This is a genomic window from Variovorax sp. 05T418 (assembly GCF_056396385.1).
Genome location: NZ_JBFTLJ010000006.1, coordinates 90446 through 104819 on the forward strand (window position 1 = coordinate 90446; position 14374 = coordinate 104819).

Below are 14374 nucleotides of genomic sequence, written 5' to 3' on the forward strand. Positions count from 1 at the left end.
AAGGAGACCATGAAAACCCACCGCCACCCCCATCATCCGAAGCGCCCCGCTGCGCCGGCCCTGATCGCCATCTGCGCCGCCCTTGCACTCGGCACGCCCGCCGTGCAGGCGCAGGACAAGGCCGTGCAGATCAAGCTCTCGAGCTGGGTGCCCGCGCAGCATCCGCTCAACCCCGCGCTGCAGGCCTGGGCCGACGACATCAAGAAGGCGTCGAACGGCAGCATCAGCGCGATCCTGTTTCCATCGGAGCAGCTCGGCAAGGCCTTCGACCACTACGACATGGCGCGCGACGGCATCGCCGATTTCGCCTACGTGAACCCCGGCTACCAGCCCGGCCGCTTTCCGGTGATGGCGGGTGCGTCGCTGCCCTTCCTGTTCGCCAACGGCAAGGAGGGCTCGGCCGCCATCGACGCCTGGTACCGCAACTACGCGGCCAAGGAAATGAAGGACGTGAAGTACTGCTTCGCGTTCGTGCACGACCCCGGCACCTTCCACTCGCGCAAGAAGATCACGCTGCCCACCGACATCAAGGGCATGAAGGTGCGGCCCGCCACCAGCACCGTGGGCCAGCTGATCACCTCGCTGGGCGGCACCAACGTGCAGGCCTCGGCGCCCGAGTCGCGCGACATGCTGGAGCGCGGCGTGGCCGATGCCATCACCTTCCCCTGGGGATCGATCGGCCTGTTCGGCATCGACAAGGTGGTCAAGTACCACATGGACGCGCCGCTCTACGTCACGCCCTTCGTCTGGGTGATGAACAAGGGCAAGTACGACGCCATGTCCGCCGGCCAGAAGAAGGTGATCGACGAGCACTGCACCAGCGAGTGGGCCCAGAAGGTGGCCGGGCCGTGGGCCGACTTCGAGTTCGGCGGGCGCGCGAAGATCGCCGCGCAGCCGGGCCACGAGGTCTACAAGCTCACGCCGGAGCAGCTCGATGCCTGGCGCAAGGCCGCAGCGCCTTCCGAGGCGCAGTGGGCCGACACCGTGAAGAAGGCGGGCGAGGATCCAAAGGCCGTGATGGATGCGCTCAAGGCCAGCCTCGCCAAGTACAAGTCGGCGCTCTGAGCGATGGCTGCCCGGTCCGTCCGCTACATGGACCGCGCGATCAACACGATCGAATGGCTTGCCGCCATCTTCGTGGGGATCGTCGCGCTCAACATCTTCGTGGCCGTGGTGCTGCGCAAGTTCTTCGACACCTCGATCCCCGACGCCTACGACTTCGGCCGCATGCTGCTGGGCATCCTGATCTTCTGGGGCATCGCGGCCACCAGCTACCGCGGCGGCCACATCACGGTCGACCTCGTGTGGACGGCCGCGGGCCCGCGCATGAAGCGCGTGATCGACGTGTTCGCCACGCTGGTGCTGCTGTTCGTGGTGGCGGTGCAGACGGCCATGCTGTTCGACAAGGTGCGCGGCACCTACGTGGACAACGTGCTGACCTACGACATGAACATTCCGACCTGGCCGTTCTATGCCGTGGCCTGGGCCGGCGACGTCTGCGCGGTGCTGCTGATCGCCATCCGCACCTATCGGCTGATCTTCCATCCCGAGCAGCTGGAAGAAGTCCACGCTGAACAGAAAGCCGATGAATGAGCCCCGATGCAGTCGCGATTCTTGGCTTCGTGGTCCTCTTCGCGCTGATGCTCTTGCGGGTGCCGGTGGGCATGGCGATGGGCCTCGTGGGCGTGGCGGGCTACAGCTATCTCGTGGGCCCCGGGCCCGCGCTCAAGCTGGTCGGCCAGACCTCCATGCGCACCGTGACCGACTACACCTTCGGCGTGATCCCGATGTTCATGCTGATGGGCGCGCTGGTGTCGGTGTCGGGCGTGAGCCGCGAACTCTTCAAGGCCGCCAACTCGATGATCGGCCACATGCGCGGCGGGCTCGGCGTGGCCACCGTGGTGGCCTGCGGCGGCTTCGCGGCGATCTGCGGCTCCTCGGTGGCCACGGCCGCCACCTTCTCGGCGGTGGCCTATCCGGAGATGCGGCGCTTCAACTACCCGCAGTCGTTCTCCACCGGCGTGATCGCCGCGGGCGGCACGCTGGGCGCCATTCTTCCGCCTTCGACCGTGCTCGCGGTCTACGCCATCCTCACGCAGCAGGACATCGGCAAGCTCTTCATGGCGGGCATCGTGCCCGGCATCCTGGCCATGGCGATGTACGTGCTGACCATCGCGATCATCGTGAAGGCGCGGCCCGGCTGGCTGCCCGGCGGCGAGGTCAAGCCGTGGTCGGAACGCCTCAATGACCTGAAGAACGTGTGGGCGCCGCTGGTGCTGTTCGTGTTCGTGATCGGCGGGCTCTACGGCGGCTTCTTCACGCCCACCGAGGCCGGCGGCGTGGGCGCGAGCGGCGCCTTCATCCTCGGGCTGCTGCGGCGCAAGCTCGACGGCCCGAAGATCCGCGAGGCGCTGCTGTCGGCCACGCGCACGGCGGCGGCGGTGTTCACGGTGCTGATCGGCGCGCTGCTCTTTGGCTACTTCCTCACCATCACGCAGAGCCCGCAGAAGCTCACGGAATTCCTCACCGGCCTGGGCATCGGCCGCTACGGCGTGCTTGCGCTCATCATGCTGATGTACCTGGTGCTCGGCTGCCTGATGGACGCGATGGCCATGATCATCCTCACGGTGCCGATCATCTTTCCGGTGATCGTGCACCTGGGCTTCGACCCGATCTGGTTCGGCGTGATCATCGTGATGACGGTGGAACTGGGGCTGATCCATCCGCCGGTGGGGATGAACGTGTTCGTGATCAAGAGCGTGGTGAAGGACGTGAGCTTCACCACCATCTTCAAGGGCGTGCTGCCGTTCATCGTGACGGACATCGTGCGCCTGGTGATCCTGATCGCGTTTCCCATCATCGCCTTGTGGCTGCCGACGAGAATGAACTGATGAGCATGGCCAAGGAAATCATCTACACCGCACGCGTCGAGTTCGGCGACTGCGATCCCGCCGGCATCGTCTGGTTCCCCAACTTCTTCCGCTGGATCGATGCGGCGTCGCGCCACTTTTTTGCCGAATGCGGCGTGCCGCGCTGGGAAGAAACGGCCGAGACGCTGGGCGTGATCGGCACGCCGCTGGTCGACACGCACACGCGCTTCGTCAAGGCCGCGAGCTACGGCGATACGCTGCAGATCGCGGTGCGCGTCACCAAGTGGCGCGACAAGAGCTTCGTGCAGGCCTACCGCGTGCTGCGCGGCGACGAGCTGATCCTCGAATGCGAGGAGGTGCGCATCTTCGCGGCCAGGCGCGAAGGCGGCGGCATCCGCGCGGTGCCGATTCCGCCGTCCATCCGGGCGCTCTGCGACGAGGCCGCGTCTTAGAATGGCCCGATGAACTGGCGCACTCTTCTTCCGCTCGCTTTGCTCGTCACCGGCTGCTCGACGCTCCCCAACGAGGTGGTGCCCGTGCGCGAAGGCGTGCTGCGCGCACCCACGTACACGCAGGCCGCCGACCATTGCAGCGCCAAGGGCCAGACGCCGCGCTGGCTCGGCAAGGCGCCCGCGGAGGCCGGCGTGCTGTTCCAGTGCTACTGAGCCAGTTCGCCCGCGGCCCGGCAACGACCCGGCTGCGCCACGGGACATAGCCAAAAAGGTTGACGCTCGTTGTGGTGCGGTGCAACAATCCCGCATCTTTATTTCGGAGCCCCGTGCGTGGACAGTGCCAGTTGGATCAGTGACAAGACGCGTGCCTCGGCAGGCGTGACACATCCGGCCCTCTAGCGCAGGCTCTTTTGCGCTGCGGCCGCCGTGCACGCAGCCTGACCCGTTCGCCATCCGAGGCGGGCGGTTCCCTCTTCCGAATCCCGCCGTTCTTCGTCACTGACTTTTTCAGTCAGCTTGCGTGTGTCCGTGCACGGGGCCCTTCATTGCGAAGGAGCCTTGCCATGCGCCAATTCCAGTCTCGTCAGCAACAGCTAAAGCAGCCGGTGCAGGAAACCGCTCGCCCGTCTGCGTCTGCGCCTGCGCGCGCGGTCACGGCGCAGGACATCGACAACGAAATGCTGGATCGCGCCGCCGCGCTCTGGACCACGCGGCGCATCCGCAGCTTCTTCCTGCTGCTCGAGCGGCCGCCCCGCGCCGGGCAGCGCTGACGCGCCGCACTGCCACCTCCCGCCGCACGACACGCAAGAAACAAGGAGGCCTGATGGACCCCGCTTCTCATGGGCGCCCTTGCGCGCCACCCCTCTTCCGCCCGACCGGCCACACCGAAATGCAGCGCGCCGCGCCGCAAGGGGATTCCCACGCCTGATTGACGCGGGAGGTTCTTCCCTTCGCGGCCGGCGCCGTGAAGGAATAAAAAATGAAGAACGTCCTGAAGTCCCTTTTCGAGAGCTTCCTGCGCAGCCGCCGCATGCTGCATCACTTCGAGCGCTGGCAGGCACTGCTGGGCCCGAAGCCCGCGGGCACCGCCTCGGCGGCCATGCCGCCCGGCATCGCCCAGGCACTGTCCGCCGCATCGCGCGCCGATGCCGCCGCACTGCTCGCAAGCCTCCACAGTTCGCCGCAAGGCATGGCCGAAGACGAGGCCCTGGCGCTGCGCAGGCAGTTCGGCGGCAACGAGGTGCGCCACGAGCAGCCGCTGCCGTGGTGGACGCACCTGTGGCAGTGCTACCGCAATCCGTTCAACCTGCTGCTGACCGTGCTGGCGCTGGTCTCCTACGTGACCGAGGACATGAAGGCCGCGCTCGTGATCGGCAGCATGGTGGTGCTGTCGACCGTGCTGCGCTTCCTGCAGGAATCGCGCTCCGGCAAGGCCGCCGAGCGGCTCAAGGCAATGGTGAGCAACACCGCCACCGTGCTGCGGCCCACGCCCGGCGCTGCGGGCGCGCTGCGCATCGAAGTGCCGATGCGCGACCTGGTGCCGGGCGACGTGATCGCACTCTCGGCCGGCGACATGATCCCGGCCGACTGCCGGCTGCTCGCGGCCAAGGACCTGTTCATCAGCCAGTCGGCGCTGACCGGCGAAGCGATGCCCGTGGAGAAGTTCTGCATCGACCGCGGCAGCCATGAAGCCGGCGTGCTCGAGCGCGACAACCTGCTCTTCATGGGCACCAGCGTGGTCAGTGGCACCGCCTCCGCGCTCATCGTGCACACGGGCAACCGCACCTTCTTCGGCGCGCTGGCGCAGCGCGTGACCGCCGCCGACCAGGGCACCAGCGCGTTCCAGGCCGGCATCAACCGCGTGAGCTGGGTGCTGATCCGCTTCATGCTGGTGATGGCGCCGCTGGTGCTGGTGATCAACGGCCTGGCCAAGGGCGACTGGTGGGAGGCGGCGCTGTTCGCGCTGTCGATCGCGGTGGGCCTCACGCCCGAAATGCTGCCGATGATCGTGACCGCTGCGCTGGCCAAGGGCGCGGTCGTGATGTCGCGGCAGAAGGTGATCGTGAAGCGGCTCGAAGCGATCCACAACTTCGGCGCCATGGACGTGCTGTGCACCGACAAGACCGGCACGCTGACGCAGGACCGCATCGTGCTGGAGCGCCACACCAACGCCTGGGGCGAGGCCTCGGACCACGTGCTGCAGATGGCCTACCTGAACAGCTTCCACCAGACGGGCCTGAAGAACCTGCTCGACAAGGCGGTGCTGAACCATGCCGAGGTGCGGCTGGAAACGCGGCTGCAGACGGCCTGGCGCAAGATCGACGAGGTGCCCTTCGACTTCGCGCGCCGGCGCATGTCGGTGGTGGTCGAGAACGGCGGCAGCGAGCACCTGCTGGTCTGCAAGGGCGCACTGGAAGAGATCCTCTCGGTCTGCAGCTCGGTCGAGCGCGGCGACGAGGTGCTGCCGCTCGACGCCGGCCTGCTCGCACGCATCCACGCCATCGCGTCGGAGCTCAACACCCAGGGCCTGCGCGTGGTGGCCGTGGCCAGCCGCGTGCTGGCCGCCGGGACGCAACGGCAGGCCCAAGTGGCCTATGGCGTGGCCGACGAAACGGCGCTCACGCTGCTGGGTTATGTCGCGTTTCTCGATCCGCCGAAGGAGTCGACCGCACCCGCGCTGCGCGCGCTGGCCGAGCACGGCGTGGCCGTGAAGGTGCTGACGGGCGACAACGAGCTGGTGGCGCGCAAGGTCTGCGGCGACGTGGGCATCGAGGTTGGCCGGGTCGTGCCGGGCCGCGAGATCGAAGAGTTGGACGACGCCGGCCTGTGCGCGCTGGTCGAGCGGCACCAGGTGTTCGCCAAGCTCACGCCCGCGCACAAGGAGCGCATCGTGCGTGCGCTGCATGCAAACGGGCACGTGGTGGGCTTCATGGGCGACGGCATCAACGACGCGCCCGCGCTGCGTGCGGCCGACATCGGCATTTCGGTGGACGGCGCGGTGGACGTGGCCAAGGAATCGGCCGACATCATCCTGCTCGAGAAGAGCCTGATGGTGCTGGAGCAGGGCGTGGTGGAAGGCCGCCGCACCTTTGCCAACATGCTGAAGTACATCAAGCTCACGGCGAGCTCGAATTTCGGCAACGTGTTCTCGGTGCTGGTGGCGAGCGCGTTCCTCCCCTTCCTGCCGATGCTGCCGCTGCATCTGCTGGTGCAGAACCTGCTGTACGACGTGTCGCAGATCGCGATTCCGTTCGACAACGTGGACGCCGAGTTCCTGCGCAAGCCACAGAGCTGGAACCCGGCCGACCTGGGCCGCTTCATGCTGTTCTTCGGGCCGCTGAGCTCGGTGTTCGACATCCTGACCTACGCCGTGATGTGGTTCGCGTTCTCGGCCAACACGGTGGCGCACCAGGCGCTGTTCCAGTCGGGCTGGTTCATCGAAGGCCTGTTGTCGCAGACGCTGGTCGTGCACCTGATCCGCACGCGCAAGATCCCGTTCCTGCAAAGCCGCGCAGCCTGGCCGCTGCTGGCGATGGGCGCGGCGATTGCGGCGGCGGGCATCTGGCTGCCGATGGGGCGGCTCGCGCACTACTTCAGGCTGCAGGCGCTTCCGCTGGCCTACTTTCCGTGGCTCGCAGCGATGCTGGCGGGGTATGCGATGCTCACGCAGGCGGTCAAGGGGTGGTATGCGCGGCGGTTCGGATGGCAGTGATTTTTTGTTTTGGGGCGCTGCTGTTCAGGGCGCTCTTGTTCGGGGCGCGTGCACAGGCCACCGGGTACTCCCCTCCGCGAATGTCCCCCGGCCTTCGGCCTCCTCCTTGATTTCGCTGCGGGGAGCACCCGATGCTCTGTGCACCTGGGCACGTCGCTGGTGTACCGCTGATCAACCGGTGCTCCGATCACGCTCCCGTCGATGGGGTGCCTTGCGCAGCGAAATAAAGGAGGAGCGCGAAGCGCGGGGGACATTCGCGGAGCAAGGTACCCCGTCGGCGGGAGCGCGCCCTGAAAAACAAGGGCATAAAAAAAACGGCACCGCAGTGAAGCGATGCCGTTTTCTGGAACAAGGCAAGTGGATAGCAGGCTTACACGCTCATGATCGAAACAGCCTTGGTGTTCAGGTAAGCCTCGAGCGCCTCCGGGCCGCCTTCCGAGCCGTAGCCCGAATCCTTCACGCCGCCGAAGGGCATTTCGGGCGAGGGCGCGGCGGGCTGGTTGATCCACAGCATGCCGAGCTCGAGCTTCTGGCTCAGCAGGTGCGCGTTCTTGATCGACCGGGTGAAGGCATAGCCGGCCAGGCCGAACGGCAGGCGGTTGGCTTCGGCAATCGCTTCTTCCAGCGTATCGAAGCCGCGGATCGCCGCGATCGGGCCGAAGGGCTCGTTGTTGAACACGTCGGCATCGAGCGGCACGTCGGTCAGCACGGTGGGCGCGAAGAAGTTGCCGGTGTCGCCGACGCGTTCGCCGCCGGCCGCCACGGTGGCGCCCTTCTTGCGCGCATCGTCCAGCACATGGGCCATGGCCGTGAGGCGGCGCGCGTTGGCGAGCGGGCCCAGGGTCGTGCCTTCGGCCAGGCCGTCGCCGAGCTTCAGGCCTTCGGTGTACTTGACCAGCGTGCGGGCGAATTCCTCGCGCAGGCTGTTGTGCACCAGGAAGCGGGTCGGCGAAATGCAGACCTGGCCCGCATTGCGGAACTTGGCGGCACCCGCGGCCTTCACGGCCAGGGCCACGTCGGCGTCCTCGGCCACGATGACCGGCGCATGGCCGCCCAGCTCCATGGTGACGCGCTTCATGTGCGAGCCGGCCAGCGCGGCCAACTGTTTGCCGACCGGCGTGGAGCCCGTGAAGGTCACCTTGCGGATGATCGGATGCGAGATCAGGTAGTTCGAGATTTCGGCCGGGTTGCCGAACACCAGGCCCACGGTGCCAGGCGGAATGCCGGCATCGACGAAAGCCTGCAGCAGCGCGGCCGGCGAAGCCGGAGTTTCTTCGGGTGCCTTCACCAGGAACGAGCAGCCGGTGGCCAGTGCGGCGCCGAGCTTGCGCACGATCTGGTTGATGGGGAAGTTCCACGGCGTGAACGCGGCGACCGGGCCCAGCGGCTCCTTGATCACCAGCTGCTGCGCGGCCAGGTTGCGCGAGGGCACGATGCGGCCGTAGACGCGGCGGCCTTCGTCGGCGAACCACTCGATGATGTCGGCGGCGGCCAGCGTCTCGCCCTTGGCTTCGGCCAGCGGCTTGCCCTGCTCCTGTGTGAGCAGCTTGGCGATTTCAGGGGCGCGTTCGCGGATCAGGCCGGCGGCGCGGCGCATGACGGCGGCGCGCTCGTTGGCGGGCGTGTTGCGCCACTTTTCGAAGCCGCGCTGGGCGGCGGCCAGGGCGCGGTCGAGGTCGGCGATGCTGGCATGCGCCACCTTGCCGATGGCCTTGCCGGTGGCGGGGTTCACGACGTCCAGCGTCTTGCCGCCGGTGGCGTCGACCCATTCGTTGTCGATCAGCAGGCGGGTGTCGGTGTAGGTGGCGGTCATGGCGAACTTTTCCTTCGAGGACTGGATGATGGTGAAAAGGGGAAATCTGGGAGCGCGGCGCGGCACCCGGAAGGTGCGCTTGCGACAACGGCGGCAAATTGCCGCCGGGTGCATAGATTAACCCGAGTTCGCCAAACCCGCCGGAGCCGGGAAACCGGCCCCTTTTGCCGTTGCCGCCGTGACGGCCGCTACAGGATCAGCAGCGCGCGGAAGTCGTTGACGTTGGTGTTGGTGGGGCCGGTCACGAACAGGTCGCCGATCGCGTCGAAGTAGCCGTACGCGTCGTTGCGGTCGAGGTGGTCCGACAGCTTCCGGCCGGCCGCGCTGGCACGCGCCAGCGTGTCGGGCGTGACGAAGGCGCCGGCGTTGTCTTCCACGCCGTCGATGCCGTCGGTGTCGGCCGCCAGCGCCCACACCTGCGGCTGGCCCATGAGCGCGCCGGCCAGGCCCATGCACAGCTCGCCGGCCCGCCCGCCGCGGCCCTTGGCCTGGCCAGGCTGGCGCGGGCGAATGGTCACCGTGGTCTCGCCGCCCGAAAGAATCACGCAGGGCCGCGCAAACGGCTGGCCGCGGTGCGCCACGGCGCGCGCCAGGGCCGCATGCATCTTGCCGACCTCGCGCGATTCGCCTTCGATCTCGTCGCTGAGGATATGCGCCTCGATGCCGGCCGCGCGCGCCGCCTTGGCCGCCGCTTCGAGCGATTGCTGGGGCGTGGCGATCAGGTGGACTTCATGGCCCTTGAACACCGCGTCGTCCGGCTTCGGGGTTTCGAGCTCGCCGCTCTCGAGCTGCGCGCGCACCGGCGCCGGCACCTCGATGCCGTAGCGGTCGAGGATGGCCAGCGCATCGGCGCAGGTGGTGGCGTCAGGCACCGTGGGACCGCTCGCGATGACGGCCGGATCGTCGCCCGGCACGTCGCTGATGGTGAGCGTGACCACGCGCGCCGGCGCGCAGGCCGCCGCCAGACGGCCGCCCTTGATGCGCGAGAGGTGCTTGCGCACGCAGTTCATCTCGCCGATGCCGGCCCCGCTGTCGAGCAGCTGCTTGTTGATGCGCTGCTTGTCCTCGAGCGTGAGGCCTTCGGCCGGCAGCACCAGCAGCGAGGAGCCGCCGCCCGAGATCAGGCACAGCACGAGGTCGTCGGCCGTGAGGCCTTGCGCGAGTGCGAGGATGCGCGCCGCCGCCTGCTGCCCGGCCGCATCGGGCACCGGATGCGCGGCCTCGACGAGCTCGATGCGCTGCGGCACGCCCTCGGGGCGCGGCGGGATGTGGTCGTAGCGCGTGACGACCAGGCCCGACAGCGGCGCATCGGCCGGCCACAGGGCCTCGAGCGCCTGCACCATCGAGCCGCCCGCCTTGCCCGCGCCCAACACCAGCGTGCGGCCCTTGGGCGGCTTGGGCAGGTGCGCGCCCAGCGTGGACAACGGCAGCGCGCGGTCCACCGCCACGCGGTAGAGATGTTCGAGGAAGGCGCGCGGGGTTTCGCGCGGATCGGGTGCGGGGCCGAAGGAAGGGTTCGATGCGGTCATGGCTTGCTTTGTCTCCATCGGGCGATTGTGCGGCGAACGGCGGCCGGCTCTCTTGACCGCGGTCACTGTCCAATCCAGCTAGTTGGTCTTGGCGCCGGCCTGGAACCAGCGGCCAATCAGCGCGCGTTCTTCGTCGGTGATGCCGGTGGCGTTGTTCATCGGCATGATCTTCGTGACCACCACCTGCTGGTAGATGGCCTGCGCATGCGCCGCCACCTGCTCGGGCGAATCGACGCGCACGTTCTTCATCTGCACGGCCTCGCCATGGCACATGAAGCAGCGCTGCTCGAGCACCTTCTGCACGTCCTTGAATGCCACGGCGGGCGCTGCTGCCGCAGCCACAGGCGCGGCCGCCGGCTCGGGCTTCATCCAGACGATGGTGAGCCCCAGCACCACGATGCCGATCAGCGCATAGGGCAGCGGGTTGCCCGCGTTGCCGAGCTTGAAGCGGTGCCGCACCACGAAGAACTGGCGAATGGCCGCGCCGCCGAGCATGATCAGCAGCAGCACGATCCAGTTGTACTTGTGCGTGTAGGTGAAGCTGTAGTGGTTGCTCAGCATCGCGAACAGCACCGGCAGCGTGAAGTAGGTGTTGTGCACGCTGCGCTGCTTGCCGCGCTGGCCGTGCACCGGATCGACCGGCCGGCCTTCGCGCAGGGCCTGCACGTTCTTGCGCTGGCCCGGAATGATCCAGAAGAACACGTTGCCGCTCATCGTGGTGGCCATCATCGCGCCCACCAGCAGGAAGGCCGCGCGCCCCGCGAACCACTGGCAGGCGAGCCAGGTCGCAAACACGATGAAGAGCGCGATCAGCACGCCCACGATGGTGTCGCCGTTCTTGCGGCGGCCGAAGATCTGGCAGATGCCGTCGTAGACCATCCAGAACACCACGAAGAAGGCCAGCGCCACGCCAATGGCGGCGCCGGGCTGCCAGTCCATCTTCGACTTGTCGATCAGGTAGGTGCTGGCGTTCCAGAGGTACGACATGGTGAACAGCGCAAAGCCCGTGAGCCAGGTGCTGTAGCTCTCCCAGTACGACCAGTGCAGGTGGTCCGGCAGCCGCTTGGGCGCCAGCGCGTACTTCTGCATGTTGTAGAAGCCGCCGCCGTGCACGGCCCATTGCTCGCCGCCCACGCCCTTGTCGAGCGACTCGGGGTCTTGCGGCTTCTCGAGGCTGTTGTCCAGCATCACGAAGTAGAAGGAGGCGCCGATCCAGGCGATGGCGGTGATGACGTGGACCCAGCGCAGCAGCAGGTTGGCCCAGTCGAGGTAATAGCTTTCCATGTGTGGTGCTCTCTCTCAACCCCGTCGGCGCGTGGGGGCGCCGCGAAGGGGTTTCTTCAGCCTGCTCACCACTGCGGGCGCTGTAAGCAGAGAAAGTGCCGCGAACGCAGGCTCCATGAAATGGGCCTCGCTCCGCTGCGGCTTGTTGTGGACCGAAAGTGTATACAGTTTTGGCAAGTGGCGGGATGCTTTTTTGAAGGCGTCGCCGCCGGGAAAACCCTGTTCAGCCCAGTGATTGCAACAACTGTGCCGCCACTGCCACCGCGATCACCTCGGGCTCCTTGCCGGTGATGCCGGGCACGCCGATCGGGCAGGTGATGCGCGCCAGTTCCTCAGGCCTGAAGCCGCGCGCCTCGAGCCGGTGGCTGAAGGTGGCCCACTTGGTCTTGCTGCCGATCAGGCCGATGTAGGGCAGGTCGCCATGCGTGCGCAGGCGCTTGAGGCAGGCGATGACGATGTCCAGGTCTTCGGCGTGGCTGAAGCTCATGATCAGCACGCGGCTGCCCGGCGCAAGCGCGGCCACGGCGTCCTGCACGGGCTCGGAATGCTCGGTCTCGATCTGCGCCGGCAGCGCACCGGGAAACACGCCGTCGCGGCTGTCGATCCAGCGCACCGAAAACGGCAGGCTGGCCAGCAGACGCGCAAGCGCAGCGCCCACGTGCCCGCCGCCGAACAGCGCCACGGGCTGGAGCTGTGCAACCAGTTCACGCTGCAAGGCCGGCGCATCGGCCGCCGTGATGCGGCGGTAAGAGAGAAACATCACGCCGCCGCAGCACTGGCCCAGGCTCGGGCCGAGCGGGTAGCGCTCGACGCCGTCGATGGCGCGCCGCCCCGCGAGCAGTTCGCGCGCTTCCCGCGTGGCCTGGAACTCGAGCTGGCCGCCGCCGATGGTGCCCGTGAGCCCTTTGGCCCACACCGCCATCCAGGTGCCCGCCTCGCGCGGCGCCGAGCCCTGCGTGGATTCGACGCGCACCAGCACCGCGTCTTCGCGGGCCAGGCCCGCCAGCAGCTGATCGACCAAGCCGTTCATTCTCGATACCTTCGGTTGCGGCGATGCGCGTGACTCACTGTATAAACCCGGCGATGAACCGTCAGCTTACGCCGCGCCGCCTCGCCCTCCTCGCCTCTTCCCTCTGCGCCCTCTGGATCGCCGGATGCGGCACCACCGGCCCCGGCGCCGGTTCTGTGCCCGGCCAGCTGAGCGGGGCCACGGCCGACCGCAGCGCCAGCGGCCCCGCGCCGCGCGCATCGAACGCGGCCACCGCGCGCGACTACCGGCGCGATGCCGCGCGCCACATCTACGAGATCAACCGCTCGCGCATCTACGGCGGCCAGCTGCCGCCGCTGCTCTATGCCGTGGGCACGCTGCAGGTGAATCTCGATGCCGGCGGCCGCGTGGTGTCGATGCACTGGATGCGCGCGCCCAAGCATGCGCCCGAGGTCATCGCCGAGATCGAACGCGCCGTGCTGCAGGCCGCGCCCTTCCCCGCCGCCACCCGCCTCGGCCCGGTCACCTGGACCGACACCTGGCTGTGGGACAAGAGCGGGCGCTTCCAGCTCGACACCCTGACCGAAGGGCAGTCCCAGGGGGATTGACACCTCAGGACCCGCGGTAGGTCGAGTAGCTCCACGGGCTCACGAGCAGCGGCACGTGGTAGTGCTGGTCGGTGTGGGCCACGCCGAAGTCCAGCGACACCTTGTTGAGGAAGTTCGGCTCGGGCAGCTTCACGCCGCGCGCCTTGAAGTAGCCCGCCACGTCGAACACCAGCCGATAGGTGCCGGCCTTGAGCGAGTGGTTGTCGTAGAGCGGCCCGTCGCTGCGGCCGTCCGAATTCAGCGTGAAGCGCTTCACCAGCGTGGCGTCGTCGCCTTGGGTGGTGTACAGCGCCACCTCCATGCCGGCCGCGGGGCCGCCGTGCATCGTGTCCAGTACGTGAGTGCTCAAGCCCATGGGGCGCTCCTTCGAAGGTCGATCAGCTGCGGGAAATTCCGGTGGACAAAAGTGTATACAGTTACCGGCTTTGGGTCTATCATGAAAAACATGGAGTCCTCCACCACCCGCTCGATCGTCGACGCGCTCACCAAGGCGATCGTCGACCACCGGCTGCAGCCCGGCACCAAGCTGGCCGAGCAGAAGCTGGCCGACCACTTCGGCGTGTCGCGCACGCTGGTGCGCCAGGCGCTGTTCCAGCTGTCGCAGAACAAGCTCATTCGCCTGGAGCCCGCGCGCGGCGCCTTCGTGGCGGCGCCGGCCGTCGACGAGGCCAGGCAGGTGTTCGCGGTGCGCCGCATGCTCGAGGCCGAGATGACGCGCGAGTTCGTGCGCACCGTCACGCCGGCCAAGATCAAGGCGCTCAAGGAGCACGTGGCGCTCGAAAAATCCGCGGTGTCGGGCGAGGACATCTCGGGCCGCACCGAGCTGCTCGGCGACTTCCACGTGCGCATGGCCGAGCTCATGGGCAACCAGGTGCTGGCGCAGATCCTCGGCGAGCTGATCTCGCGCTGCGCCCTCATCACGCTCATGTACCAGAGCACCAGCGCGGCCGAGCACTCGAACGACGAGCACGCCGACATCGTGAAGGCGCTGGCCGCGCGCGACGAGGAGCGCGCCGTGCGCCTCATGACCGAACACCTGGAACACGTCGAAGCCAACCTCACCTTCGACCGCAAGGTGCCCACCAACGACATCTCGCTCGCCCTGTCCTGAACGAACG

General features: G+C 67.7%; 14 protein-coding genes. 9 read left to right on the forward strand and 5 right to left on the reverse strand.

What is annotated here, in order from left to right:
• Positions 1–9: 9 nt before the first annotated feature.
• The 7 genes from AC1DMS_RS14180 to mgtA all read left to right on the forward strand — a co-directional run bounded on the left by AC1DMS_RS14180 (position 10) and on the right by mgtA (position 7034).
• Complete coding sequence (locus tag AC1DMS_RS14180; protein WP_478181243.1) at positions 10–1065, forward strand: TRAP transporter substrate-binding protein; 1056 nt, start codon at positions 10–12, stop codon at positions 1063–1065.
• Between the two features lie 3 nt (positions 1066–1068).
• On the forward strand, positions 1069–1593 hold the full coding sequence (locus AC1DMS_RS14185; protein WP_015866690.1) for a TRAP transporter small permease: 525 nt from the start codon (positions 1069–1071) through the stop codon (positions 1591–1593).
• Positions 1590–2891, forward strand: coding sequence for a TRAP transporter large permease (locus AC1DMS_RS14190; protein WP_015866691.1), 1302 nt, complete (start codon positions 1590–1592; stop codon positions 2889–2891). The genes AC1DMS_RS14185 and AC1DMS_RS14190 overlap by 4 nt, the downstream gene beginning before the upstream one ends.
• Positions 2891–3322 carry an acyl-CoA thioesterase gene (locus tag AC1DMS_RS14195; RefSeq protein ID WP_478181244.1) on the forward strand — a complete coding sequence of 144 codons (432 nt, stop codon included), beginning with the start codon at positions 2891–2893 and terminating at the stop codon, positions 3320–3322. Before AC1DMS_RS14190 ends, AC1DMS_RS14195 begins: the two co-directional genes overlap by 1 nt.
• Positions 3323–3331: 9 nt before the next feature.
• On the forward strand, positions 3332–3535 hold the full coding sequence (locus AC1DMS_RS14200) for a hypothetical protein (protein WP_018905350.1): 204 nt from the start codon (positions 3332–3334) through the stop codon (positions 3533–3535).
• A 350-nt stretch (positions 3536–3885) separates the two neighbouring features.
• Positions 3886–4092: a hypothetical protein gene (locus AC1DMS_RS14205; protein WP_015866694.1), complete on the forward strand. Its 207-nt coding sequence runs from the start codon at positions 3886–3888 to the stop codon at positions 4090–4092.
• A 209-nt stretch (positions 4093–4301) separates the two neighbouring features.
• Positions 4302–7034: a magnesium-translocating P-type ATPase gene (mgtA, locus tag AC1DMS_RS14210; protein ID WP_478181245.1), complete on the forward strand. Its 2733-nt coding sequence runs from the start codon at positions 4302–4304 to the stop codon at positions 7032–7034.
• 370 nt (positions 7035–7404) lie between these two features.
• On the opposite strand, the gene AC1DMS_RS14215 is transcribed toward mgtA, so the two are convergent.
• The 4 genes from AC1DMS_RS14215 to xdhC form a co-directional block, all read right to left on the reverse strand.
• Entirely contained in the window at positions 7405–8847 is a 1443-nt protein-coding gene (locus tag AC1DMS_RS14215) for an NAD-dependent succinate-semialdehyde dehydrogenase (RefSeq protein ID WP_015866696.1), read from the reverse strand.
• Positions 8848–9035: 188 nt separating this feature from the next.
• Positions 9036–10376 carry a glycerate kinase type-2 family protein gene (locus tag AC1DMS_RS14220; RefSeq protein WP_478181246.1) on the reverse strand — a complete coding sequence of 447 codons (1341 nt, stop codon included), beginning with the start codon at positions 10374–10376 and terminating at the stop codon, positions 9036–9038.
• A 78-nt stretch (positions 10377–10454) separates the two neighbouring features.
• Positions 10455–11660: a urate hydroxylase PuuD gene (locus tag AC1DMS_RS14225; RefSeq protein ID WP_015866698.1), complete on the reverse strand. Its 1206-nt coding sequence runs from the start codon at positions 11658–11660 to the stop codon at positions 10455–10457.
• A 223-nt stretch (positions 11661–11883) separates the two neighbouring features.
• Positions 11884–12690, reverse strand: coding sequence for a xanthine dehydrogenase accessory protein XdhC (gene xdhC, locus AC1DMS_RS14230; RefSeq protein ID WP_478181247.1), 807 nt, complete (start codon positions 12688–12690; stop codon positions 11884–11886).
• A gap of 53 nt (positions 12691–12743) precedes the next feature.
• On the opposite strand from xdhC, the gene AC1DMS_RS14235 reads away from it, so the two are divergent.
• The gene (locus tag AC1DMS_RS14235) at positions 12744–13256 is read left to right on the forward strand and encodes a hypothetical protein (RefSeq protein WP_278875260.1); all 513 of its coding nucleotides are present in this window, start codon (positions 12744–12746) and stop codon (positions 13254–13256) included.
• Positions 13257–13260: 4 nt separating this feature from the next.
• On the opposite strand, the gene uraH is transcribed toward AC1DMS_RS14235, so the two are convergent.
• Positions 13261–13611 carry a hydroxyisourate hydrolase gene (gene uraH / locus AC1DMS_RS14240; protein WP_015866701.1) on the reverse strand — a complete coding sequence of 117 codons (351 nt, stop codon included), beginning with the start codon at positions 13609–13611 and terminating at the stop codon, positions 13261–13263.
• Between the two features lie 90 nt (positions 13612–13701).
• On the opposite strand from uraH, the gene AC1DMS_RS14245 reads away from it, so the two are divergent.
• Complete coding sequence (locus AC1DMS_RS14245) at positions 13702–14367, forward strand: GntR family transcriptional regulator (protein WP_230537845.1); 666 nt, start codon at positions 13702–13704, stop codon at positions 14365–14367.
• Positions 14368–14374 lie beyond the last annotated feature (7 nt).